Here is a 23,409-nt window from a genome sequence, read left to right on the forward strand (position 1 = left end):
GATTAGCTGTGTTGTGTGAGAAGATTCAGGAACTCGGTCCGGGTTGCCTGGGATTTGCGGAACTGCCCGAGCATCATGGAGGTTTTCATACGCGAGTTCTGTTTCTCTACGCCGCGCATCATCATGCACATGTGCTGGGCTTCGATCACCACCGCCACGCCCTTGGCACCGGTCACGCTTTCCACGGCTTCGGCAATCTGGCGGGTCAGGTTTTCCTGGATCTGCAGCCGGCGGGCATACATGTCGACAATGCGGGCGAACTTGGACAGGCCCAGCACCTTGCCCTGGGGCAGGTAGGCAATATGGCACTTGCCGATGAAGGGCAGGATGTGGTGCTCACACATGCTGTACAGTTCGATGTCCTGTACCACCACCATTTCGTCCATGGCAGATTCGAACACGGCGTTGTTCACCAGGTCCTGAAGGTCCTGCTGGTAGCCCCGGGTCAGGAACTGCATGGCCTTGGCGGCACGCATGGGGGTGTCTTTCAGTCCTTCGCGTTCGGGGTTCTCGCCCAGGCCGTCAAGGATGGAGTAATAATGACCGGCCAGGTCATCGAGGGGTAGAGTCATAATGGTTTCCGGTAGTCTGTGCCTAACAAGGGCCAAAGCTTAAGGGAATTCGGGCCGTATCTCCATGCTTTACGATACCTCAGCCGGAACAGACCAGTGCGGTGCCGGCCGGGCTATGGCCGTTGCTGGCGCTTTCATCTAAAGTGACAGGCTTGGAATGTGTCAGGGATCTGCCATGGAACAGCTTACGACCGGGGCTGGCGTTTCCGCCGCCGGTAAACAGGACATATCGACCCTGGATGGCTGGCAGCAGGCCGGCAAATGGTTCAGCTACGGTGGCCACGCTATATTCAGCCGCATGGCCGGCCAGGGCGAGCCGCTGGTGTTGCTGCACGGTTTTCCGACCGCCAGCTGGGACTGGAGCCGGGTGTGGCCGATGCTGGCCCGGCACTACAACCTGCTGACCGTGGATATGCTGGGTTTCGGGTTTTCCGACAAGCCCCGCAACTACCGCTACAGCATTGAAGACCAGGCAGACCTGGTTCAGGGCTGGATAGAAGGCCTCGGTTTGCCCGGCATTCACCTGCTGGCCCATGATTACGGTTCCACCGTGGCCCAGGAACTGTTGGCCCGGGACCAGGAAGGCGGCCTTGGCTTTACCGTTGACAGCCTGTGCCTGCTGAACGGCGGCATCTTCCCGGAAGTGCACAACCCCCTGTTAATCCAGCGCGTATTGGGCAGCCCTTTAGGCGGACTGATCAGCCGGGGCCTGACCCGCAGCATGTTCGAGCGCAACTTCTGCCGGCTGTTCGGCTCCCGCAACCCTCCTGGCCCGCAGGAAATGGACGAATTCTGGCACCTGCTGACCTACAACAACGGCCGCGGCATCCTGCATGAGCTGATTCATTTTATGGAGGAGCGTCGGTGCCACCGTAACCGCTGGGTGGGCGCACTGCAGAATGCCCGCCAGCCGATGCGGCTGATCTCGGGCACGGCGGATCCGGTGTCCGGTGCCGGTATGGTTCGGCGTTACCGGGAACTGATCACCGATGCAGATGTGGTCACCCTGAGAAATGTGGGCCATTACCCCCACTTCGAGCAGCCCTGGGATGTGTTTACGGCGTATCGGGCGTTCCGGAAGCAGCCGGCCCTGAGCTGACCGATTGCAACGGTGCCGGTGACCGCTGCCATGGCTCCGGCTGCATCGGGGGCTGTCGGCTGGCTGGCGCCAGCACCACCTGGTTGCGGCCCCGGGCCTTGGCTTCATACAGCGCCTGGTCGGCGCGGTTGAGCCACACAGACCAGGTTTCACCCCGTTCGACTTCGGCAATGCTGGCGCTGGCGGTTACCCGGATGTCGTCCAGAAATGGCCGGGCGCTGATACTGGTCAGTAATTGCTGGGCCAGGGTATGGGCGTCTTTCTGTCGGGTTTCCGGCAGCACCACCATGAATTCTTCGCCGCCGATGCGGAACAGCTGGTCGTTCTGCCGCAACCGTTTGCGCACCCGGCCGGCCATCTCCTTCAGTACCCGGTCGCCGGCCAGGTGGCCCCACTGGTCGTTGATGTTCTTGAAATAGTCCAGGTCGATCAGCACCAGGCTGGATACCCGTTCATAGCGTTCCCGTATCTGGATCTGGCTGTTCAGCACATCGGCCAGTTGCGAGCGGTTCAGGCAGCCGGTGAGTGGATCGGTGGTGGCCAGCCGGGTCAGTTCCTGCTGCAGACGCCCCACCAGCCAGGCAAAGATCATGGCAAACAGGCAGCTGAGCCCGAGTGAAAAGGTAATGCGCCAGAAGTCCGCCTCGGGGAACTGCAGGAACGACACCACCGCCATAACTGCGACAAAAATGACGTTGCAGACGATAGCTTCCTTGATGGGGAGCAGGAAGAACAGGGCGATGGCCGCCGGATAGGCCCAGTACAGGCCGGCGTGGCCGTTGATGGCCGTGGAGTAGGCCGCGCAGACGACAGCCAGCAGGGGGAACAGCCGGCCTTTCAGAAAGTAGGTGTTGCGAAACCGCAAAAACAGCAGGACCAGTGCGGCATTGACGCAGAAGAAGACCAGTAGGGCCGACAGCAACAAATTGCCGTGCTGCCACTGCACCATCACCAGCGGGGCAACGGCAATAAAGGCCCAGAAATGCAGGTGGTACACCAGCTGCCGTCGAAAACCCAGTACCGCCAGGGTAGGGTTGGTGGTTGCCGTCCCCGGCGGGGCAGATTGATTCACCGCTTGCTCCTGCTGCAGTCCTGCTTCCTTGGAAGGTTTTCGATCGAGTCTAGCACGCAGATCCGGCGTGCCAAGGAAAAAGCCGGTTTTCTTGGCTGCTGCAGCCCGGGTTCGTTAAACTCCCCGCACTTCCAGAGGAACAACAGAATGACGGCAATACATATCAAACAGCCGGCGTTGACCATTCGCGTTGGACGGCGGGCACTGAACCGGTTGCAGCAAAAACCGCTGGGTCCGGAAGACGTACACGTTATCCCCGGTGCTGCCGGTGGCCCGAAAGCCCTGGGCCTCAGCGGCCTGGATAAAGCGATCTTTGGCGACTGGCTGCCCCGGGTGGAACAGGAACGGGCGCTGATCGGCTCGTCGATCGGTAGCTGGCGCTTTGCGGCGGTGGCCTCCTCCGATGCCCCCCGGGCCCAGCTGGCAAAGCTGGCGGAGCTTTACACCAGCCAGCGCTTTGCCAAGGGCGTCAGTGCGGCGGAAGTGACCCGCAAGAGCATCCTGTTCCTGGAGGAGTTGCTGGGTGGTCGTGAGGACTACCTGCTCAACCATCCCTGGTACCGCCTGAATGTGGTGGTGGTGCGCAGCCGGGGTTTTCTGGAGCACGACACCCGGGGCCGGCTAGGTCTGGGGCTGATGAGTGCCATCAGTGCCAATATGGTAAGCCGCCGGCACCTGGGCCGTTATATGGAACGGGGCATTCTGCACGATGGCCGGGTACGGGCACCGGTGTCTAAACTGGTGGATTTTCCCAGCCACGAAGTGCCCCTGACCCGGGAAAACCTGCTGCCGGCGTTGCTGGCCTCCGCGTCTATTCCGCTGGTGATGTCCGGTGTCCGCAATATTCCGGGTGCGCCGGAGGGGGTGTATCGGGATGGCGGGCTGCTGGATTACCACCTGGACCTGCCCTACGAGCAGCCCGGGGTGATTCTCTACCCGCACTTTACCGACAAGGTGGTGCCCGGCTGGTTCGACAAGACCCTGCCCTGGCGCCGGGGTGACGCCACCCGGCTGCAGGATGTGTTGCTGGTGTCACCGTCCCGGGAGTATCTGGACAGCCTGCCGAACCGCAAACTGCCGGACCGCAAGGATTTCGAGAAATACCTGGGCGATGACGAAGGTCGTGAACGGGACTGGCGCAAGGCCATCGCCGAGAGCGACCGGCTGGGTGACGAGTTCCTTGAACTGCTGGAAACCGGTCGCCTGATGGACCGGCTCCAGCCGCTTTGACCGGCGGGTGGCTCAGTGGCTGTTCTTGCGGGCCGCTCCGTAAACCAGCAGGAAGCTCAGGAAGGCGGTAACCACCACCGACGGGCCGGCGGGGGAGTCCAGGTACCAGGACATACTTAACCCGCCGGCAACTGCAATGAAGCCGAACACCACGGCCAGCGCCATCATATGCTCGGGGTTTTTCGCCAGCCGCCGGGCGGTTGCCGCCGGGATCACCAGCAGGGCGGTAATCAGCAGCACCCCGACAATCTTCATGGCGACCGCAATCACCAGCGAGAACATCAGCATCAGTGCCAGCCGCAGGCGCTCCACCGGAATACCTTCCACCCGCGCCAGTTCTTCGTGGATGGTACTCATCAGCAACCCGCGCCAGAGCACGGCCAGCAGGGTCAGTACCACCGCCGCGCCGCCGTAGATCCACAGCAGGTCCTGGCGGCTCATGGCCAGCAGGTCACCAAACAGCAGGCCGGTGAGGTCTACCCGTACTTCCGGCATAAAGCTGAGGGTAACCAGGCCGATGGCCAGGGCCGAGTGCGCCAGGATGCCCAGCAGGGTGTCGGTAGACAGGGCCCGGGTACGGGACAACAGCACCAGCGCCAGGGCGATCACTACGCAGGTGATGATCACCGCCAGGTTGAGCGGTACGCTGATCAGAAAGCTCAGGGCAATGCCCAGCAGGGCGGAGTGGGCCAGGGTGTCGCCAAAATAGGCCAGCCGGCGCCAGACCACAAAACAGCCCAGCGGCCCGGCCACCAGTGCCACCCCCAGGCCGCCGATCAGGGCTCGCCAGAAGAAATCGCCCAGCACCGCATCAATGATGCTCATGGTTACAGGCTCCCTGATGGCCGGTGCCGGCAACAACGTCGCCGTGCAGATTATGTTGGTGGTTATGGTGGTGGTGATACACCGCCAGCGATTCCGCTACCTGGTGGCCGAAGGTTTCGATAAAGGCCGGGTCGTGGGAAATATCCGCCGGATAGCCGCTGCAGCAGACGTGCTGGTTCAGGCAGATCACCTTGTCGGTGGCAGCCATCACCAGGTGCAAATCGTGGGAGATCATGATGACGCCGCAGTGCAGTTCGTCCCGCAGCTCCCGGATCAGTTCGTACAGTGCGGCCTGGCCGTTGATGTCCACGCCCTGGGCGGGTTCGTCCAGCACCAGCAGGTCCGGTTTGCGCACCAGCGCCCGGGCCAGCAGTAAGCGCTGTTTTTCGCCACCAGACAGGTGATGCACAGAGGCCTCCAGCAAATGGCTTACCCCGGTCCGGGCCAGCGCCGCCTCGCACTCTGCCAGCGGCTTGCCGCTGAGCAGCATGAAACGGCGCACGCTCAGGGGCAGGGTGGCTTCCAGGGTCAGGTGCTGGGGCACATAGCCGATGACCAGCCCCGGGGCCCGTGATACCTTGCCGCTGGTGGCCCGCTGCAGGCCGAGGACGGTTTTAATCAGGGTGGTTTTGCCGGCTCCGTTGGGGCCGATGATGGTGATGATGTCGCCCCGGTGCACGGTCAGGCTGACCCGGTTGACCACCAGCCGGTCATCAAACTGAACGGTAACGCCCTCCAGGTTCGCCAGCGCCTCAGTCATGGGCTTCTGCTCCCTGGCAACGGGGGCACAGGCCGGAAATTTCCAGGGTGATGTCGTCGGGCCGGAAACCTTCGGCCCGGGCTGCGGCTTCAATCGATTCGCTGAGCGTCGGCGCATCCAGTTCCAGCACATTGCCGCACTGGCGGCAGATCAGGAAGGTGCCACGATGGTGTTCGCCGGCATGGGGGCAGCCGATAAAGGCGTTCAGGGAGGCAATCCTGTGTACCAGCCCGTACTGCTGCAGGAAATCCAGGGCCCGGTACACGGTCGGTGGCGCGGCGTTGTGGCCCTCTTCGCCCAGTCGGGCCAGGATATCGTAGGCGCCCAGCGGTTTGTGGGACTGCCAGATCAGTTCCAGCACCCGCTCACGGATGGCCGTCAGGCGGGCATTCTGTTGCCGGCAAATGGTGCGGGCGTCGGCCAGGGCGTGGCTGACGCAGGCATCATGGTTGTGGGGGCGGTAGGGGAGCGCGCGTTCGGGCATGGTCCGTGTCCTGCAAAGTTTGCAACATTATAACATTTGCAGGATTGGCTGCCATGGCCCGGGATGGAATCAGTTCCGGGCCTGCACCGCCAGGGATTCCAGGTATTCCAGGTTGGGAATCCAGGCCGCTTCGCCTTCTACGTCTACCAGCATCAGGTCGGCAGGGCCGGTCTCTCCGTCCAGCTTGCGCAGCTGGCTTTCATCCAGGCGGGCCTGGCTCGGAATGCCCTGGGTCACCAGGGCCATGAACGGCGCTTTGTTGTGGTCCGGGCCAATGGTATTGAGCACAATGATACGGCCCCGGTTATCGCCCGGAACCGTGAGCGATCCGCCATTGGCGGCATCGTAGGAGATGACCGGCAAGGTCAGTCCGCGCCAGTCCAGAAAACCCACCAGCCAGTCCGGGGTGCTGGCGCCGGCGTCTGTGCTGTTGAAATCCACTACCTCGGCGATGGACACGTTGGGCAGAAGCAGGTGCCGGTCACAGACAGGGATCATGACGCAGGGAAGCGTTTGGCTGTTTTCGTTCATTGTGTGTCCTCAGGCAGAATCCCGTTTTTGCCGGCCCTTGAGCAGGCAATGGTTTTCAATGGTTTTGATCAGTTCGCCGGCGAGCTGGTCCGGTGTGCCGCAGAAGCTGGCGCAGCCGGTGGCAGCGACAGACTCGGGCATCGAACTGTTGCCACAGCTGGCACTGTCCTGGACCCAGATCCGGCTGCCCCGTTTCTTCAGCAGCGGTGCGGCGATGGCGCCGTCGTTGCCCATCCCGGAGAACAGAATCGCGTGGCAGTGCTCGCGGAAGTGGTCAGCCACGTTCAGCAGCACCTGGTCGATAGACGGGCCATAGGGGCCGGGCCAGGGCTTGCCGGTGGCGGTCAGGCTGCCGTCGTCTGCGAACGACCACTCCTGTTCTACCGGCATCAGTACCACATCGCCGTTGCGAACCTTGTAGCCTTCCTCTGCCCGCTTCAGCTGGTAGTGGGCGTGGCGGCCCAGTACCCGGGTCAGCACGCCGGTAAAGTTGTCATCTATATGCTGGGCGTAGACAAAGCCGACCGGCAGGCCGGCCGGCAGGTGGTCCAGAAAGGTTTTCACCGCAGCGGGACCGCCCAGCGAAGCGCCCAGAACCCAGATCTCCTCGGCTACCGAACCCGGAGCCGCCGGGGTTATCCACTGGGGCAGTTGTGGTGCCTCGGGTGATGGCCGGGCGTGGACTTCCAGCTCTTCGATGTCGTTGGCGGAGTCCAGTTTCTCCAGGTGCCCCAGCTGCTTTTCCAGCTTGTTGAGCAAACGCCTTTCCCAGCGCACATAGTCCTTGGTGCCGGGCTTTGGAGCCTGGTCCATCCCGAACAGAACCGGGGCATCGGTGTGCTCCAGCAGGTGTTCGAACAGCGCCGGGTGGTCGGCTTCGTCTTCCAGGGTTACCAGCCACAGGGCGGCATCGGGAAACCCCGGATAATCCATCAGGCGGTCGGGGCCGCCGGAAAAGCTGACCTCAAGTCCGAACTTGCCGGCAGCCACCTGCAACCGGTGCCGCTGCAACACCACATCGGACACAATGCCGATGCCGGGTCGGCCTTCATGGCCGGTCATTACCCGTTCCCGGTCAGTCGTTTGATGGTTTCAAGCAGCTCGGCTTCCTGGAACGGCTTGCCCAGATATTCGTTGACGCCGATGGCCAGTGCCCGTTCCCGGTGTTTCTCGCCGGTCCGGGAGGTGATCATACAGATGGGCGTCTCTTTCAGGTTTTCGTCGTGGCGCACAAAGCTGGCCACTTCGAAACCGTCCATCCGGGGCATTTCGATATCCAGCAGGATAATGTCCGGACGATGGTCCTGCAGCTGGGCCACCGCATCCAGGCCGTCCTTCGCGAGGATAACCTCCATGCCGTTGCGTTCCAGCAGTCGGGAAGTAACCTTCCGTACGGTAACCGAGTCGTCCACCACCATAACCGTGGTGGTCTGGTCTTCGTAGCGGCCGGCTTCGCGTGCCTTGTCCAGGTTAGCCAGGCGCTGGCGCTCAGACAGGATGTCGGAACGGAGCATGGCCGGCAGGTCTAGAATCACCACCACGTTACCGTCACCCAGAATGGTGGCACCGGACACGCCACGAACCGAGCTGAACTGCGGGCCGAGAGACTTAACCACGATTTCCCGGCTGCCCATCAGGTGGTCAACCTGCAGGGCCAGTGGCTGCTCGGCACCCCGAACCAGGATCACCGGCAGCGGCAGGGCCTGGCCTTGCAGCTTGGGTTGGTGGTCACTGTTCAGCAGGCTGCCCAGGTATTGCAGGCGGTATTGCTGGCCGGCGTATTCGTAAAGCGGTGCATCCGGCTTGTAGTACTCTTCCAGCTCGTAGGTGCTGACCCGCACGATACCTTCGATGGTATTGAGCGGGATGGCGTAGAAGTCTTCGCCGGTGGCAACCATCAGGGCCCGGTTAACGGATACCGTGAATGGCAGGCGCACCGTGAAGGTAGTGCCACGCCCCAGGGCCGAATCGATATCCAGGCTTCCGCCGAGCTGCTTGATCTCGCTGGACACCACGTCCATACCCACGCCCCGGCCGGAAATCTGGGTCACCTGCTGGGCAGTAGAGAAGCCGGGCTGCAGGATGAACTGCAGGACTTCCCGTTCGGTAAGGTCTTCGTCGGCCCGCAGCAGGCCCTGGCGAATGGCCTTGTCACGGATCACTTCGGCGGGAATGCCTTTGCCGTCGTCGATCATGCGCAGCACCACGTCGCCACCTTCACGGGTCAGCGAGAGCACGACTTCACCGGTTTCCGGCTTGCCGGCACGGGCCCGGTCTTCGGGGCTTTCAATGCCGTGGTCGAGGGCGTTCCGCAGCATGTGTTCCAGCGGCGCAATCATGCGCTCAAGGATGTTGCGGTCCATTTCACCCTCGGCGTTGCGCACGTCGAAGTTGACCTTCTTGCCCAGTTCGTTGCTGATCTGGCGCACAATCCGGCGCAGTCTCGGCACCATGGAGGCAAACGGAATCATCCGGGTCTTCATCAGACCTTCCTGGAGTTCCGTGTTGATCCGGGACTGCTGCACCAGCAGGGTTTCGGTATCCCGCACCCGGTCAGACAGGGTTTCACGCAGGTCTGCAAGGTCAGAAGACGATTCGCTCAGTGCCCGTGACAACTGCTGGATCGAGGAGTAGCGGTCCATTTCCAGCGGGTCGAAGTCGTCGCCGTAATCCGGGCCGTGTTCCTGTTCGGCACGGAACAGGATCTGGGCTTCGGTTTCGATATCCATCCGGCGCAGCTGTTCGCGCAGACGCTCGATGGTAGCGGCCATTTCCTCAAGGGTGTGGCCGAAGTCGCTGGTCTGCTGTTCCAGGCGGCCACGGGTAATACTGGTTTCACCGGCCAGGTTAACCAGCTCGTCCAGCAACGGTGCCGATACCCGGATGGTTTCCTGGGCAGCACGCTGGGCTTCCGCTGCTTTATTGCGGGCCTTGGCCGGAGCCTGGGCCGGCTTGGCGGGCGCTGGCGGTTTCGGGGCTTCGGGCACCGAGGTTTCCGGCTCGGCGGCCTGCGGTTCCGGCTGCTCGTGTTCGGGTGCGTCTTCCGCGGGCTGCTCCGGCTGGACCACCGGGCTACCGTCGGCAAAGCGCCGGCGAACGTCGGAGACCAGCTCGATGATCGCGTCGTGGTCCTGGGTGATCTCCTGCCACTGGCTGTCGCCCGGTGCATTGCCGCCCAGGTCGATCAACCGGGTCTCGAAGGCATGGGCCTTGTCGCCCAGCACGCTCAGCTGGGACAGGCGGGCACCACCTTTGAGGGTATGCAGGGCCCGCTGGGCTTCCTGGTTGTACTGGTGGTTGCTCGGGTCTTTGCGCCAGTCATCGAGCACCTGCTCGAGCTGGTCCATGATCTCGCCGGCTTCTTCCAGGAAGATTTCCAGCACTTCCGGGTCAACCGCATCGGCTTCGTCAGCGGCCGGTTCTGCCGTGGCTGTCGCTTGTTCGCCCTGTTCAGCCGGTTCGGCCTGAACACTGCGGAAGGCTTCGATCAGATCGCTGGCGGCGCCCGGTTTATGGCCGTCTTCCAGGCTGTCGAGCATGCCCTTGAGGCTGGCGGCACCCTGATCGCTGAGCGCCAGCAACGCCTGTTGGTTGTTGCCGCCGGAGAGCAGGGGTTCGAGGCTGTCAGACCAGGCTTCGGCAAGGTCGGCCACCGGGTCGATATCGGACAGCCGGGCACCACCCTTGAGGGTGTGCAGCTCCTGCTGCAGGCGGGTCAGAACGGTCAGTTCGTCCGGATCTTCGCGCCACTGGTCCAGGCACTCGGTAATGGCTTCGTGGATTTCCAGGCCTTCATCCAGGAAGATGCCGGCCAGGTCGTCACCGCCCATGGCTTCGAAGGCTTCGGTGAGGTCTTCGTCAGCCTCAAGCCCGGTGTCTGGCATCCAGCCGGTGTCATCCGCTGTGTCTTCGGTAAGGTCTTGTGCCGGTTCCTGCCCTTCGCTGGCCGGTACCGGTGTTTCACCGCGGAGAATCGCTTCTACCTGCTGAACCAGGTCGTTGGCCGGCGGGCAGGGCTTCTGGGTGGCAACCTGTTCCACCATTTGTGCCAGGCGGTCATGGCAGGCAAACAGCAGGTCGGTCATGTCGTTGCTGGCGGCCAGCTGGCCTTCGGCCACCTTCTCGAACAGGTCTTCCAGAACGTGGGTCAGGTCGCCAATGGCGTCGACGCCGGCCATCCGTGCGCCACCCTTCAGGGTGTGTACATCGCGCTGCAGTTCTGCGGCCACGGCCTGGTTCGACGGATCTTCGCTCCAGGTGTGCAGGGCACTGCCGGTGGAGTTGATCAGGTCGTAGGCTTCTTCCAGGAAGATGCCGGTCAGTTCCGGGTCAAGGTCCGACAGGCCAGCCAGGGCATCCTCATCGGCGCTGTCTGTGGCTTCCTCTTCGCTGTCCGCATCGAACTCGGCTTCGGCCTGGGCCAGAATGTCGTCATCAAAGTCGGTTGCCGGTTCGGTGCTGGCTCCGCCATCCCGGGCGCCGTCGATCCAGGCGTGGATATCGGCGATCAGGTCCGGGGCTGGTTCGGGCTGGTTTCCGGCTTCCAGGTTGTCGACCATGTTGGCCAACCGGTCATGGCACCGGAACAGCAGGTCAGACAACGAATCGCTGACGGCAAAACGCTGCTCGGTCAGGCCTTCGAACAGGGTTTCCAGTTCGTGGGACAGGTCACCGACGGGCGCAATGCCGGCTAGGCGGGCGCCGCCCTTGAGGGTGTGAAGGTCGCGCTGCAACAGGTGCAGGGTATCCAGGTTGCCGGTGTCTTCGCTCCAGGTCTGCAGCGAGGTTGCGGTGCTGTCGACCAGGTCCCGCGCTTCTTCCAGGAAGATGGCAGCCAGCTCGTCGTCCAGTTCGTTGTCTTCGTCGGTGGAAGCTGCAGTTTCGAGCGCAGGTTCTTCGCTCAGCCAGCCTTCGCCGGGAGACTCGGGTTCCGGCTGCTCGTCGGGCTGCCCGAGTTCGTCGAATTCCAGGCTCAGGTCGATTTCGTCGAGATCGCCGGAGAACTGTTGCTCGAATTCCTGCTCCAGCTCGCTCTCGTCTGCCCGGTTCGCGAGGGCGTAGAGTTCGTCGATCAGGTCGTCATTGCTCTCTGTGGCCAGGCCGGCAGCGACCTGGTCCATCAGGTTGATCAGTTGCTCATGGCCGGCGCGCAGGGTGCTGAAGAAGGTATCGTCCGGCTCCGGCTGCTTTTCGGATACCGTGCTGTAGGACTGGTTCAGTGCAGCGGCCAGCTCGGTAACATCCACCAGGCCGGCTTCCGCCGCGCCGGCAGCCAGTTGTTCCAGCTCTTTCTGCAGGGTCTCCACAGACTGGCGCTGGTCCGGATGGCGGGACCATTCATCCAGGATGCTCTCGGCATCCAGCACAATGTCCAGGCCCTCGTTCAGGAACAGCTGTACCAGCTGGGACGGTGCCCGGGTATCCGGTTGCAGTTCATCGGCCGGATCGGAGGACTGCAGGGTACGCTGGTACACCTGCTCCAGGCGGGCCAGGTAGTCTTCGGTGCCTTCGAGGTCTGCCTGCGGGTTATCCCGGAGCTGGGCCAGGCCGCGGGTCAGGAACTCCTTGGCATCGGCAATCAGTTCCAGTACATCACGGTCTGCCCGCTTGTTCTGGGAACGGGATTCCTTAACAAAGCGTTCCAGCGGGGTGATGACGGCGGCGATGGGGGCAATGCCAGCCGTGTTCGCGCTGCCTTTGAGGGTGTGCAGGGCCCGGGACAGATCGTCGGTGTAGCTGACGGTGGCCTTGTCGCCGGCGGTTGCCAGGTAGTCGTTGATGGTCTGCAGGTGGGTTTCGGTTTCGTTCTCGAAAATTTCCAGCAGGATCGGATCAACGGCGTCTTCATCGTCGTCGTAGTCAGCGGCTTCAGCGTCGCTGTCGGTTTCCTGGACGCCAACGGTTTCAGGTTCAGTCAGTGATTCGGAGTCGGCTGCCGGCATGGTGCTGGCGTCCGGGATCTCTCCGTTGGCCAGGGCATTGGCGCGGGCTTCAAGGGCCGAGGTATCCAACGCTGCCGGGCGGCGGTTCTCGAAGTCGGAAACCAGGCCGGGTACAGCATCGGTGACATCCTGCAGCAGGCTGGCCACGTCTTCGGTCATGAAGATGCTGCCATCAATGACCCGGTTCAGCATGTTTTCCACAGACCAGGCCAGTTCGCCGATCACACTGGCGCCAACCATGCGGCCGCTGCCTTTGAGGGTGTGGAAGGCCCGGCGTACTTCGGTCAGGGCACTGCGATCGTCGCGCTGGCGCAGCAGCATCGGCAGGTATTCGCGAATGGTGTCCAGAACTTCGCCGGCTTCTTCAACAAAGATCTCGAGGATTTCGTCGTCGATCAGGTCGTCGGCATCCGCCTCTGTTTCGCCGGTACTCTCCGGCTGGGCCAGTTCCGGTTCTGCTTCGGGTTCCAGAACTGCGACCGGGGCCGGGGCCTCAGTGACGGTCTCGGTTGCTTCGGCCACTTCCGTTTCTGCGGTGCCGGTTTCGGTGCGGCGGGTGGTGGCCAGGGCTTCGGCCCGGCTGATCAGGCCATCAACATCGCCGGTGTAATCACCCCGGCGGAATTCCTGGATCAGGGACGGAATGCGTGCGTTGACCTCGTCGATCAGGGCGAAGGTGTCGTCATTGAGCTTGAGGGTCTGGTCGATCACCCGGTTCAGCAGGTTTTCCACAGACCAGGCCAGCTCGCCAATGGAGGTGGCTCCCACCATGCGGCCACTGCCCTTGAGGGTGTGGAACGCCCGGCGCACTTCGGTCAGGGCATCGCGGTCGTCGTAATTCTGGCGCAGACGGGGGTAATGCTCGTGGATGGTCTGCAGCACTTCCTCGGCTTCTTCGACGAAGATGCCGAGGATTTCGTCGTCGACCAGGTCCTGGTCGGAGGTCTTGGCTTCCTGGACTGGCTCTTCGACGGCCGCCCCGGTATCCAGTACCGGCAGTTCGTCCGGCTGGAGTTCCTCTCCGGCTTGCTGCCAGGTGGGTTCCTGGCCGACCGGGAAGCCCAGGCTGGCCAGGCTGTCTTCGGCAACGCGCAGGATAGCGTCGTTCTCGGTGATGCCGTCGGCCAGGCGCTCCAGGTAGTATTCAATGCTGGTTACCGCATCGGCCAGGGTGTCGAGCTGTTTCCAGTCCGGCACCTGTTTGCCGTTGAGCAGAACGTCGGTTACGTAGCGTTCGGCGGAGGCCAGCATGTCGGCGACACGCTCCAGCGGCACCAGCGACAGGCCGCCGCGGATGCTGTGCAGCAACTCAGGAACGTGTTCCACTTCCCGGGTATCCCACTGGGAAGCGATAAAGTTCACAATCGAGGATTTGACCTGTTCCAGGGTGTTGCGGGATTCCCGGATCAGCGCTTCGTTAGCCTCGCCCAGTTCCTGGGAGCCAAGGTGGAATTCGTTGTCGCCGGTGGCTGCCGGTTCGTGGCGATCGCTGTCCAGTCCGGCCAGGCTGGCCTCGACGTAGAGCAGGGCGCCGGCGATATCCATCAGGGTGCCGTCGTCGACGGTGTCGCTCTGGGTGCTGAGCTTTTCCACCAGTTCGATCTGGTCAGTAACCACTTTGCGCGGAATGCCCAGGCCGATCACTGCCAGGGTGTTGGCTACCTGGCGCATACCCGGCAGCAGTTCTTCCAGTTCATCGTTCTGGCGCAGCTCGGCCCGGACAAACAGGTCCAGCTGGTCTTTCAGGCGAGCCAGTTCTTCGTTCAGCGCACTCACCACCGAATGGATGGCGTCCCGGCCCGGGCCGGAAACCCGGGTGCGGGCGGCGTCGACATCGCTGTCCGACGGCAGGGCATCATCCAGCTGGTAGGCCTGGCGCAGGGCGCTGACCTGAGGCATCTCCAGGTCCCGGGCGCGGGCGACGTAGTACAGCAGGTGCTTGAACAGGGCTTCGGGTACCGGCTGTTGCAGGATGCTGCTGTGTTCGTCGGTGAGCCTGCGGATTTCCGCGTCCAGCTCCCGCAACAGGGATTTGACCGCAGTGTTGACCGGGTTGGCGCCGCCCTGGAGTGTTTCGATAAAGCCGCTGGCAGCTTTGTAGAGCTCACCCCTCGGGGTTTTCTGGCACAGGCGGATCAGGCGCTGGAGCACCTTCTGCATGTAGTTGAAGTGGGCTGAGAGGCTTTCCTCGCGCACTACGCCGGCCAGGGCAAACTGGTACATCTGGCGCAGTTTGCGCAGGTGGCCGAGAACCTTGGGATCTTGCAGGCGTTCTGAAACAGCGGCGCTGACCTGCAGCTGTGAGGGGGTCAGGTCAGGCTTGAACAGTGAGGTATCAGACAGCAGGGAATCGCCCCGGGCAGCCCGGAGGTCGTTCAGCAGGGGCAGCAGCACCATCGGGAAATCGTCCTGGCTGCTGTCCAGGTGTTCCAGGTATTGCGGCAGCTGCAGGATGGCCTGCATCAGTACTTCAACGGCATCGTCAACGCTGGTGACGGATTCGTTCAGAATGGCCTGGGTCAGTTTCTCCATCTCTTCGGTGAGCAGGGCTGCACCGTAGAGTTCCACCATTTGCAGGGTACCGTGTACCTGGTGGAGGTAGTTCAGGCAGAAGCGCAGGCGTGCGGTGTCGTCGCGATTCTCGACGTACGCTTCCAGTGCATGCTGGCCTTGAGTCAGCGTGTCCTGTATTTCGCCCCGAACCCAGTCGAGGGCGATACTGTCATGGTGATTGCCCATAACCACTCCGGTTATTCTTCGTCGGGCTGGCGCTTGATCCACGCCAGTACATGTTCCGAGGGAACCCTCTGCAGGCCCGGTGGCTGCCAATCGGTCAGTTCACCCTGGCCAAGCACCAGTAAGCCCCCCGGTGCCAGACGCTCTGCTAGCCTTTTCACAATGTCCCGCCGACGCCAGCGGCGGAAATAAATCAGCAGGTTCTGGCAGAAGATAATGTTCATGCCGTGCATGGGTGCCTTGCCCAGATCCATTACGTTGAGCCTGGTAAAACACACCCGTTCACGGATGCTGTTCACGATTTCTACGGTGTTCCTTTCGGCAGGGCGGAAGTACCTGGCTTTCAGGTCTTCATCCATACCCAGCAACTTGCGGGCGCTGTACTGGCCCAGCCTGGCCTTCTCGATGGCCGGCTGGCTGATGTCCGAACCGGTTACCCCGAACAGGGGCTGCAGAGCCAGCTGGTTCATGCATTCGTTCAGAATCATCGCCAGGGTGTAGGGCTCCTCGCCGGTGGAGCAGCCCACACTCCAGGCTTCCAGTGCACGCTTTCTCAGTTGCTCCCGGGGCCGGGTCAGTACGTAATCGGCCACCAGCCGGAAGGCATCGGCATCCCGGAAAAACCGGGTTTCCTGCACGGTCAGGCGGTCCACCAGTGTGGCCCATTCCCTGATGGCATCCGGGCCGGATACGATTTTCTCGTAGTAGGCCTGGTAGCTGCTGCAGCCGATTTCCCGCATCCGGATTCCCAGGTTGGTTTCCAGGAAGGAGCGGCGGTCGGCCGTCAGGGTCATACCGGTACGGTGTTCCAGCAGGGTCTGCCACTGGTTGAACTGCGCCTCGTCCATATCCGGAAGCCGGCGCAGTGCCCAGATCCCTTCGGCGGCTGACAGCTGGTTATGCATCTGAGCCATAAACCGTTATCTGCCCCGGGCCGGTGATCAGCTGACCACCGGGATATCGTTGTCCTGCTCTTGTTCCTGGTCGGCCTGGTCTTCATCCGGCAGGGTGAAGCCGGCAACGGAGGACCGCAGCTCGGACGCCATTTCAGCCAGGTTACCGATAGACTTCGCCGTGGCGTTGGTACCGGAGGAGGTCTGCGAGGTGATTTCCTGGATAACGTTCATCGTGTTGGAAATGTGCGCCGCAGAGGACGATTGCTGGCGTGCCGCGTTGGAGATGTTCTGGATCAGCTCCGCCAGGGACATGGATACGTTCTCGATTTCCTCGAGGGCGATACCCGCGTCCTGGGCCAGACGGGCACCACGGACCACCTCGGCGGTGGTGTGTTCCATGGAGATAACCGCTTCGTTGGTGTCAGACTGGATCGTCTTAACCAGCGCTTCAATCTGCTTGGTTGCTGCAGAGGAACGTTCCGCAAGGCGCTGAACTTCGTCCGCAACCACCGCGAAGCCCCGGCCCGCGTCACCGGCCATGGAGGCCTGGATTGCCGCGTTCAGGGACAGGATGTTGGTCTGGTCGGCGATGTCGTTGATCAGGGATACGATGTCACCGATTTCCTGGGAGGATTCACCCAGACGCTTGATCCGCTTGGAGGTCTCCTGGATCTGCTCCCGGATGTTGTCCATGCCGCGGATGGTGTTCTGTACCACTTCCGCGCCTTTCTTGGCGATCGCAACCGACCGCTCCGCAACCGCTGAGGATTCCGCAGCGTTGGAAGATACCTGGTCGATGGACACCGCCATCTCGTTAACCGCGGCAGAGGCGCCGGCAATTTCCTGGGCCTGGTGCTCGGAAGCATCCGCCAGGTGCATGGCTGTGGCCTGGGTTTCCTGGGCCGCACCGGCTACCCGTACGGCAGTACCCCGGATGGCCTGCACCAGTCCGCGCATCTGGTCGATCGCGTAGTTGATGGAGTCGGCGATAGCACCAGTGAAGTCCTCGGTTACCGTGGCCTCGGTGGTCAGGTCACCATCGGCCAGGTCGGCCAGTTCGTCCAGCAGTCGCAGGATCGCGTTCTGGTTCTGCTCGTTCTGTTCCTGGGTGGTGGCCAGTCGGGACTGGGCATCGCGGTACAGGGCCAGGCCGATGAACACTACAATCGCTACCATGGCCGCCAGGATGAAGAAGGCCAGGGTGGGGCTGACCAGGCGGGAGCCGGACTGGGAGCCAAAGCCGTCAGCCAGTACCGACAGCTCGGCCAGCAGGATTTCGGAGTTCTGGAAGATGTCGCTGGCAGCGGTACGAACCTTGAAGAGGTCGGGAGAGGCTTCAAGAATCGCGTCAACGTTCTGGGAAACGAATTCGAACAGCTCGTCAACCGCTTCCAGGCCGTAGATGGCGTCTTCATCGGCTACCCGGCTGATACCCATGGCCGGGTTACCGTTGAGCTGGCCTTCGAGTACCCGGCCGAACAGGCTGGCGTCGCGGCCGAAACGGTCGGCGGCGATAACGGCGTCTTCGTCACCGGACAGTACGTTGTTAACGGAGCGGACAATACGCTCGGCCAGCAGGGACTGGCGCTGGGCCAGAGAGATCTGCTCGGCGGGTGCGCCGTTATCCAGCAGGATCTGAACGATATCGTCGTATTCCACCTGCAGCTGCGGGATGGTTTCGTTCAGGGTGCGGGCTACTTCGTGCAGGCCCAGTACCGCTTCCCGGGTAGACAGGATGCTGTCAGCGTTTTCGCGAACACTGTTCCAGTGCTGCTGTACACCGCTCTGTTGTGCCAGTTCACTGGCCGGAAGGCCGGTTTCCGGATTGCCTTCGGTAACACTGGTCCAGAGTTGCTGGAACTCGTCCCGGGAGCGACGCAACTGGTCGAACGCTTCGGCGGTACCACCGGCAGCCTCGGTCGCGTTCTTCGCAATCTCCTGGGAAAGCACCCGCATTTCTGCAGTGTTGGCAATGTATTGCTGATCGTTCTGGCTGTCCTTGTTGATGATGAACAGCACCACAACGAGCAGGACGGTAAGTGCAATCAGCGCTGCGATCAGGCCGGCAACGAGTTTGTTGCCGCCCTGTCCGGTACTGAGTCTTCCGGCTCTGTTTTTCATTTTCTGGCTCCCGGCCTCTTTCTTCTGGAAATGGCAATTTTGGTGTAGCGGGCTTCAGATGGACAGGGTGATGTGCCTGCCAGTGCCATCACCCTTACCACTGTGCAACATCAAGAAAGCGTTCGTCTTCCACCAGGGTGGCGGCAGAGAATACTTTCCAGATTTCGTCATTACGTTCGTAGCCGCCGCTCACAAACGGCTGAACGTTTTCGGGCACACCGTTGGTGCTGGCCCTGAAACTGTCTTTTGCGAAATACTGCATACCCAGCACGGTGTCGACCACCAGGCCACTGAACACATCGCCCTGCTCAACCACCAGCACCCGCCGTTCACGGGCATTCCGTGAAGAGCGGGGGATGTCGAAGAAGTTGGCAAGGTCAACCAGCGGCAGTAACCGGCCCCGGACGTTGGCGGCGCCCAGCAGGAACGGGCGTACGCCCGGAATGTGGGTAAACCGGGGCACGTGCAGGATTTCTGTGACTTCCCCCATCGGGGCAACGTAGTGCTCGCCGGCCAGGATGAAGCCGATACCGTTCCACAGTTCAACGGCTTCTTCCTGCTCCGGCAGGCCGGCCGCCATGGAACGGCTGCGCCGGGCGATATCCGTCAGAACAGCAAAAGGGGCGGCCTGGGCGGACATGCGAACTCCAAAGTCAGGGATCAGGCAATCAGGCTGTTGATTGTCTTGATCAGGTCGTCTTCGTTAACTGGCTTGACCAGGTAACCCTTGGCACCCTGGCGGGTTCCCCACACCCGGTCAGTTTCCTGATCCTTGGTGGTTACGATCACAACAGGAATAGATGCGGTTTCCGGTGCGCGGGTCAGCTGGCGTGTCGCCTGGAAGCCGTTCAGGCCGGGCATGACCACGTCCATCAGCACCAGGTCCGGAGTTTCCGCGCGGGCCTTGGCTACGCCGTCGGCGCCGTTGTCTGCGGTCAGCACTTCGTGCTTGTGCTTTTCCAGGATGGTGGAGATTTTCTTAACTTCGGTTGGCGAATCGTCAACAATCAGAATGCGGGCCATGGTTTCCTCGATGGTTCTGGGGGTTCAGCAGGTTTTACTGTTCCGCCTGCGGCATGTACTGGCGGATGGTGTTGAGCAGCTCATCCTTGCTGAAGGGTTTGGTCAGATACTGGTCGGAGCCTACGATGCGGCCTTTAGCCTTGTCGAACAGGCCGTCCTTGCTCGAAAGCATGATTACCGGCGTCTTCTTGAAAGAGGAATTGTTCTTGATCAGTGCGCAGGTCTGGTAGCCGTCCAGGCGGGGCATCATGATGTCAACAAAGATGATGTCCGGCTGGGAGTCGGCAATCTTGGCCAGAGCGTCAAAGCCGTCAGTGGCAGTGATGACCTCACAACCGACTTTCTTCAGAAGGGTTTCTGCGGTGCGACGAATGGTCTTGCTGTCGTCGATCACCATGATCTTCAAGTTCTCGAAGTTGTCATCCATTGTCCAACTGCCTTGCGCTCTAGCGACTGTCGTTATTTTCGAACGGGGTTTTAACACAAACATTAAGGTTGATCTATAAACCCCGCACATTTATAGAATATCGATGGCCGGATAAAAAGCATTAGTTTGTGACCAAATGTACTTCTGCCCGCTGCGTCACGGATTGATGTGGCGATTTATCCGGATGCATTTATGGCTCGGGTACAATACCATCTAGGGTTTCAGCATAGCACCTTGCACCGGTTTGCTCTGTATACCGGTTCGTGTTTTTGACGGAGCAACTTCCCGCTCCCCAACCGACTTTCCAGGAGACTCTATGACAATCCGGCTCGGGATCGTGATGGATCCGATCGAGGATATCCATTTCAAGAAAGACAGCTCACTGGCCATGTTGCTGGCGGCCCAGAAACGGGGCTGGGAAATCGAGTACATGGAATTGCCGGATATGTACCTGGCCGGTGGCCAGGCCCGTGCCCATACCCGCAAGCTGACGGTGCATAACGATCCGGAAAACTGGTTCAGCTATGGTGCCGCTGAAGACACGGCACTGGGCGACCTGGATGTGATCCTGATGCGCAAGGATCCCCCGGTCGATCGGGAGTTCCTGATGGCCACCTATATACTGGAAGCGGCGGAACAGCAGGGTGCCCTGGTGGTCAACCCGGCCGCCACTTTGCGGGATTGCAACGAGAAGCTGTTTGCCACCCAGTTCGAAGACCTGACACCGCCGCTGATCGTGACCCGTTCTTCCCAGCGTTTCCGGGATTTCTATGCCGAGCACGGCGACATCATCATGAAGCCGGTAGACGGCATGGGTGGTCGCTCGATTTTCCGCGTCAAAGAGAACGACGCCAACCTGGGTGTGATCATCGAAACCCTGACCAACTATGGCGCGCACCAGGCCATGGCCCAGAAATTCATTCCGGAAATCACCGACGGTGACAAGCGCATCCTGCTGATTGACGGCGAGCCGGTGCCCTACGCCCTTGCGCGCATTCCTTCGCAAGGCGAGAATCGCGGCAACCTGGCCGCCGGTGGCCGGGGTGAGGGCCGTGAGCTGACCGCCAGGGATCGTGAAATCTGTGCCCGGGTGGCACCGGTCATCAAGGCCAAGGGCCTGATGTTTGTGGGCCTGGATGTGATTGGCGACTACCTCACCGAAATCAACGTAACCAGCCCCACCTGCATCCGGGAACTGGATGCTGCCTTCGGCATCGATATTGCCGGTATGTTGCTGGACGCCGTGGAGCGCCGGTTGTCACAGGGCTGAACAGCACCGGTAATGCGGGCACAGAATCAGGATAGGTAATGGCAGTTCAGGTAAGCGATTTCGACCGGTTTTCCTTCACCCTGTTCATGGCGCTGGCGGTTCACGCCATCGTCGTGCTGGGCATTACCTTCGCCCCGGAACCGCCCCGCAGCTCTGCCCAGACCATGGAAATCACCCTGTCGCAGTTTGACGACGAGGAAGCGCCGGAGAAGGCCGATTTCCTGGCCCAGACCAGCCAGAAGGGCAGTGGTACCGAAGAAGAGGCTATGGAAATGACCTCGCCGCAGCCGGCGGAGGTCAGCCAGCCGGAGGTGGCCGAAATCCAGCCGGAGCCGGCAACCACGGCAGAACCCAATCCGCAGGAAGAGCGGGCCGTGGTGCAGACCGAAAGCAAGGCCCGTCAGCAGGTCCGGCAGCCGGAAACCCGGGAAGAACCGGAGCCGCTGCCCCGGGCCGAGCGCAAAAGCCTGATGGAGCGCAGCCTGGAAATTGCCAGCCTGGAAGCCCGCTTTGACGCTCAGCAGCAGGCCTATGCCCGGCGCCCCAGGGTCATGCGGGTAACCGCGGCGTCCACGCTCAAGTCGGATAATGCCTGGTACGTGCAGAACTGGGTCAGCAAGGTGACCCGGGTCGGCAACATGAATTATCCCAACGAAGCGCGCCGTTCCGGGCTGTATGGTGACCTGCGGATGCTGGTTTCTCTGCGCAAAGATGGCACAATTAAGCAAGTGGCGATTCTCCAGTCGTCCGGCAGCACGGTACTCGATGATGCCGCCATCCGGATTGTGCGCATGGCAGCGCCGTTTGCGCCCTTCCCGGAAGACATGCGCGAGCAGGTCGACGAACTGGAAATCATACGAACCTGGTCGTTCCAGAGGCGGGGGCTGACATCCGGATGACAACCGGCACGGAAACCAAGGCAAGTCTGCGGCACCATTTCCTGGTGGCATCGCCGTGGCTGGCCGATCCCAATTTTCACGGGGGCGTGATCTACCTGTGCGAGCATTCCTCCGAGGGTGCGCTCGGGTTGATGATCAACCAGCCCTTGGGCATTCACCTGGGTGAAATCCTTGAACAGCTCGATATGCACGGTGGCGAGCTGGACCTGCCGGTATTTACCGGTGGCCCGGTGCAGCCGGAGCGAGGCTTTGTACTGCACTCTCCCGGGCAGCACTGGCAGAACACCGCCACGGTGACGGACGACGTACTGCTGACCACCTCCCGGGACATCCTGGAAGGCATCGGCCGCAACGAAGGGCCGGAAGAGTTTCTGGTGGCGCTGGGTTATTCCGGCTGGGGTGAAGGCCAGCTGGAGGAAGAGCTGGGCAGCAATGCCTGGCTGACCTGCCCGGCCAGCACCGACATCCTGTTCCGCACCCCGGTGGAAAAACGTTACGAGGCGGTGTTGAAACTGATCGGCATAGACCTGAACCAGCTCAGCGATTCGGTGGGCCATGCCTGAGACCGGTAACCGCAGAATCCTGGCGTTTGACTTCGGCACCCGCCGCATTGGTGTGGCAAGCGGCCAGGAGCTGCTTGGCACCGGCCAGCCGCTGGCTATGATCCCGGCCCGTGACGGCATTCCGGACTGGCAGCAGGTCGAGAAACTGCTGGCAGACTGGCAGCCGGATGTCGTGGTGGTGGGCCTGCCTTTGAATATGGACGACACCGAGAACGACATGTGTGCCCGGGCCCGCAAGTTCGGCAAGCGCCTGCACGGCCGCTACCATGTGCCGGTAGAGATGGTCGATGAGCGGCTGACCAGCTTCGAAGCCAAGGGCGATGTGATGGCCGCCGGCGGCAGCCGGGATTTCGGCCGCCACGGGGTGGACGACCGGGCCGCCGTACTGATTCTGGAAACCTGGTGCCGGGAGCAGACCGGCAAACCTGACTGACGAGGCATCAATGACCGCATTGCTTGATATCAACCAGCTGCTGGATGAACTGGAAACCGGCCTGCGCCGGATTCTGGCAGATCGTGGCGTCGACAACCCGGCGCTGATCGGCATCCGTACCGGCGGCGTGTGGCTGGCGGATGTGATGAGCAAGCGCCTGGGCCTGGCCGAGCCCTATGGCGAGCTGGATATTTCCTTCTACCGGGACGATTTCAGCCGCATTGGCCTGAACCCCAAGGTAGCGCCTTCCAGCCTGCCTTTCGATACCGAAGGCCGCGACATCATCCTGATTGATGACGTGATCATGAGTGGTCGAACCATACGGGCAGCCATGAACGAGATCTTCGATTACGGCCGTCCGGCAAGTATCATACTGGCCACACTGATTGACCTGGGCGCCCGGGAATTGCCGGTACAGCCGGATGTCACCGGCAAGGCACTTGCGCTGGACGCCCATCAGCGAGTAAAACTGCGCGGCCCTGATCCGCTGCGCATTGAATTCCAGGAAACCGGGCAGTAATACTCC

At 61.7% G+C, this 23,409-nt stretch carries 20 protein-coding genes; 7 read left to right on the plus strand and 13 right to left on the minus strand.

All coding sequences use genetic code 11. The features are described 5' to 3' along the window. Positions 1-2: 2 nt before the first annotated feature. On the minus strand, positions 3-572 hold the full coding sequence (gene folE, locus H3Z84_RS02595) for a GTP cyclohydrolase I FolE (RefSeq protein ID WP_199456144.1): 570 nt from the start codon (positions 570-572) through the stop codon (positions 3-5). A 175-nt stretch (positions 573-747) separates the two neighbouring features. Between folE and H3Z84_RS02600 the strand changes: the two genes are divergently transcribed. Continuing rightward, complete coding sequence (locus H3Z84_RS02600) at positions 748-1,671, plus strand: alpha/beta fold hydrolase (RefSeq protein WP_199456145.1); 924 nt, start codon at positions 748-750, stop codon at positions 1,669-1,671. Here H3Z84_RS02600 and H3Z84_RS02605 read toward each other — a convergent pair. Next, on the minus strand, positions 1,628-2,743 hold the full coding sequence (locus H3Z84_RS02605; protein ID WP_199456146.1) for a GGDEF domain-containing protein: 1,116 nt from the start codon (positions 2,741-2,743) through the stop codon (positions 1,628-1,630). The two genes, H3Z84_RS02600 and H3Z84_RS02605, sit on opposite strands and share 44 nt — an antisense overlap. Before the next feature lie 147 nt (positions 2,744-2,890). On the opposite strand from H3Z84_RS02605, the gene H3Z84_RS02610 reads away from it, so the two are divergent. Beyond that, a complete protein-coding gene (locus H3Z84_RS02610) occupies positions 2,891-3,973 on the plus strand; it encodes a patatin-like phospholipase family protein (protein WP_199456147.1) in 1,083 nt (360 codons plus the stop codon). 12 nt (positions 3,974-3,985) lie between these two features. On the opposite strand, the gene H3Z84_RS02615 is transcribed toward H3Z84_RS02610, so the two are convergent. The 11 genes from H3Z84_RS02615 to pilG form a co-directional block, all read right to left on the minus strand. Further along, positions 3,986-4,798 (minus strand): iron chelate uptake ABC transporter family permease subunit, encoded by an 813-nt coding sequence (locus H3Z84_RS02615; RefSeq protein WP_199456148.1) that lies wholly within the window; start codon positions 4,796-4,798, stop codon positions 3,986-3,988. Beyond that, positions 4,785-5,558 (minus strand): zinc ABC transporter ATP-binding protein ZnuC, encoded by a 774-nt coding sequence (gene znuC / locus H3Z84_RS02620; RefSeq protein ID WP_199456149.1) that lies wholly within the window; start codon positions 5,556-5,558, stop codon positions 4,785-4,787. The genes H3Z84_RS02615 and znuC overlap by 14 nt, the downstream gene beginning before the upstream one ends. Further along, positions 5,551-6,042 carry a Fur family transcriptional regulator gene (locus H3Z84_RS02625; protein ID WP_199456150.1) on the minus strand — a complete coding sequence of 164 codons (492 nt, stop codon included), beginning with the start codon at positions 6,040-6,042 and terminating at the stop codon, positions 5,551-5,553. The genes znuC and H3Z84_RS02625 overlap by 8 nt, the downstream gene beginning before the upstream one ends. A 69-nt stretch (positions 6,043-6,111) precedes the next feature. Next, the gene (locus tag H3Z84_RS02630) at positions 6,112-6,573 is read right to left on the minus strand and encodes a chemotaxis protein CheW (RefSeq protein WP_199456151.1); all 462 of its coding nucleotides are present in this window, start codon (positions 6,571-6,573) and stop codon (positions 6,112-6,114) included. A gap of 9 nt (positions 6,574-6,582) precedes the next feature. Then, complete coding sequence (locus H3Z84_RS02635) at positions 6,583-7,635, minus strand: chemotaxis protein CheB (RefSeq protein WP_199456152.1); 1,053 nt, start codon at positions 7,633-7,635, stop codon at positions 6,583-6,585. Beyond that, positions 7,635-15,254 (minus strand): Hpt domain-containing protein, encoded by a 7,620-nt coding sequence (locus H3Z84_RS02640; protein WP_199456153.1) that lies wholly within the window; start codon positions 15,252-15,254, stop codon positions 7,635-7,637. Before H3Z84_RS02640 ends, H3Z84_RS02635 begins: the two co-directional genes overlap by 1 nt. Before the next feature lie 11 nt (positions 15,255-15,265). Further along, positions 15,266-16,165: a CheR family methyltransferase gene (locus tag H3Z84_RS02645; RefSeq protein ID WP_094624837.1), complete on the minus strand. Its 900-nt coding sequence runs from the start codon at positions 16,163-16,165 to the stop codon at positions 15,266-15,268. 27 nt (positions 16,166-16,192) lie between these two features. Continuing rightward, positions 16,193-18,268, minus strand: coding sequence for a methyl-accepting chemotaxis protein (locus H3Z84_RS02650; protein WP_199456154.1), 2,076 nt, complete (start codon positions 18,266-18,268; stop codon positions 16,193-16,195). Positions 18,269-18,362: 94 nt separating this feature from the next. Beyond that, positions 18,363-18,908 carry a chemotaxis protein CheW gene (locus H3Z84_RS02655; RefSeq protein ID WP_022990361.1) on the minus strand — a complete coding sequence of 182 codons (546 nt, stop codon included), beginning with the start codon at positions 18,906-18,908 and terminating at the stop codon, positions 18,363-18,365. 20 nt (positions 18,909-18,928) lie between these two features. Beyond that, positions 18,929-19,291: a twitching motility response regulator PilH gene (gene pilH, locus H3Z84_RS02660; RefSeq protein ID WP_011787171.1), complete on the minus strand. Its 363-nt coding sequence runs from the start codon at positions 19,289-19,291 to the stop codon at positions 18,929-18,931. Between the two features lie 34 nt (positions 19,292-19,325). Then, positions 19,326-19,718, minus strand: a complete 393-nt coding sequence (gene pilG, locus H3Z84_RS02665) for a twitching motility response regulator PilG (protein ID WP_011787170.1) — start codon at positions 19,716-19,718, stop codon at positions 19,326-19,328. Positions 19,719-20,034: 316 nt separating this feature from the next. Here pilG and gshB point away from each other — a divergent pair, with 316 nt between their 5' ends. The 5 genes from gshB to pyrR are packed head-to-tail and all read left to right on the plus strand — an operon-like array spanning position 20,035 to position 23,403. Beyond that, complete coding sequence (gene gshB / locus H3Z84_RS02670) at positions 20,035-20,988, plus strand: glutathione synthase (protein ID WP_199456155.1); 954 nt, start codon at positions 20,035-20,037, stop codon at positions 20,986-20,988. Positions 20,989-21,026: 38 nt separating this feature from the next. After that, positions 21,027-21,887: an energy transducer TonB gene (locus tag H3Z84_RS02675; protein ID WP_199456156.1), complete on the plus strand. Its 861-nt coding sequence runs from the start codon at positions 21,027-21,029 to the stop codon at positions 21,885-21,887. Next, a complete protein-coding gene (locus tag H3Z84_RS02680) occupies positions 21,884-22,450 on the plus strand; it encodes a YqgE/AlgH family protein (RefSeq protein WP_022990365.1) in 567 nt (188 codons plus the stop codon). The genes H3Z84_RS02675 and H3Z84_RS02680 overlap by 4 nt, the downstream gene beginning before the upstream one ends. Then, complete coding sequence (gene ruvX / locus H3Z84_RS02685) at positions 22,443-22,883, plus strand: Holliday junction resolvase RuvX (RefSeq protein WP_199456157.1); 441 nt, start codon at positions 22,443-22,445, stop codon at positions 22,881-22,883. The genes H3Z84_RS02680 and ruvX overlap by 8 nt, the downstream gene beginning before the upstream one ends. A 10-nt stretch (positions 22,884-22,893) precedes the next feature. Continuing rightward, positions 22,894-23,403 (plus strand): bifunctional pyr operon transcriptional regulator/uracil phosphoribosyltransferase PyrR, encoded by a 510-nt coding sequence (gene pyrR, locus H3Z84_RS02690; protein WP_199456158.1) that lies wholly within the window; start codon positions 22,894-22,896, stop codon positions 23,401-23,403. Positions 23,404-23,409: the final 6 nt, after the last annotated feature.

This window comes from Marinobacter sp. bablab_jr003 (genome assembly GCF_016464245.1).
In the GTDB taxonomy this organism is placed as follows: Bacteria; Pseudomonadota; Gammaproteobacteria; order Pseudomonadales; family Oleiphilaceae; genus Marinobacter; species Marinobacter vinifirmus.

Bases quoted from the DNA above. Each gene is read 5' to 3' on its own strand.
- gshB (WP_199456155.1), top strand. From the start codon at position 20,035: ATGACAATCCGGCTCGGGATCGTGATGGATCCGATCGAGGATATCCAT.
- H3Z84_RS02645 (WP_094624837.1), bottom strand. From the start codon at position 16,165: ATGGCTCAGATGCATAACCAGCTGTCAGCCGCCGAAGGGATCTGGGCA.
- H3Z84_RS02600 (WP_199456145.1), top strand. From the start codon at position 748: ATGGAACAGCTTACGACCGGGGCTGGCGTTTCCGCCGCCGGTAAACAG.
- H3Z84_RS02615 (WP_199456148.1), bottom strand. From the start codon at position 4,798: ATGAGCATCATTGATGCGGTGCTGGGCGATTTCTTCTGGCGAGCCCTG.
- pilG (WP_011787170.1), bottom strand. From the start codon at position 19,718: ATGGATGACAACTTCGAGAACTTGAAGATCATGGTGATCGACGACAGC.
- H3Z84_RS02610 (WP_199456147.1), top strand. From the start codon at position 2,891: ATGACGGCAATACATATCAAACAGCCGGCGTTGACCATTCGCGTTGGA.
- H3Z84_RS02635 (WP_199456152.1), bottom strand. From the start codon at position 7,635: ATGACCGGCCATGAAGGCCGACCCGGCATCGGCATTGTGTCCGATGTG.
- znuC (WP_199456149.1), bottom strand. From the start codon at position 5,558: ATGACTGAGGCGCTGGCGAACCTGGAGGGCGTTACCGTTCAGTTTGAT.
- H3Z84_RS02650 (WP_199456154.1), bottom strand. From the start codon at position 18,268: ATGAAAAACAGAGCCGGAAGACTCAGTACCGGACAGGGCGGCAACAAA.
- H3Z84_RS02630 (WP_199456151.1), bottom strand. From the start codon at position 6,573: ATGAACGAAAACAGCCAAACGCTTCCCTGCGTCATGATCCCTGTCTGT.
- H3Z84_RS02625 (WP_199456150.1), bottom strand. From the start codon at position 6,042: ATGCCCGAACGCGCGCTCCCCTACCGCCCCCACAACCATGATGCCTGC.
- ruvX (WP_199456157.1), top strand. From the start codon at position 22,443: ATGCCTGAGACCGGTAACCGCAGAATCCTGGCGTTTGACTTCGGCACC.
- pilH (WP_011787171.1), bottom strand. From the start codon at position 19,291: ATGGCCCGCATTCTGATTGTTGACGATTCGCCAACCGAAGTTAAGAAA.
- pyrR (WP_199456158.1), top strand. From the start codon at position 22,894: ATGACCGCATTGCTTGATATCAACCAGCTGCTGGATGAACTGGAAACC.
- H3Z84_RS02675 (WP_199456156.1), top strand. From the start codon at position 21,027: ATGGCAGTTCAGGTAAGCGATTTCGACCGGTTTTCCTTCACCCTGTTC.
- H3Z84_RS02640 (WP_199456153.1), bottom strand. From the start codon at position 15,254: ATGGGCAATCACCATGACAGTATCGCCCTCGACTGGGTTCGGGGCGAA.
- H3Z84_RS02655 (WP_022990361.1), bottom strand. From the start codon at position 18,908: ATGTCCGCCCAGGCCGCCCCTTTTGCTGTTCTGACGGATATCGCCCGG.
- H3Z84_RS02680 (WP_022990365.1), top strand. From the start codon at position 21,884: ATGACAACCGGCACGGAAACCAAGGCAAGTCTGCGGCACCATTTCCTG.
- folE (WP_199456144.1), bottom strand. From the start codon at position 572: ATGACTCTACCCCTCGATGACCTGGCCGGTCATTATTACTCCATCCTT.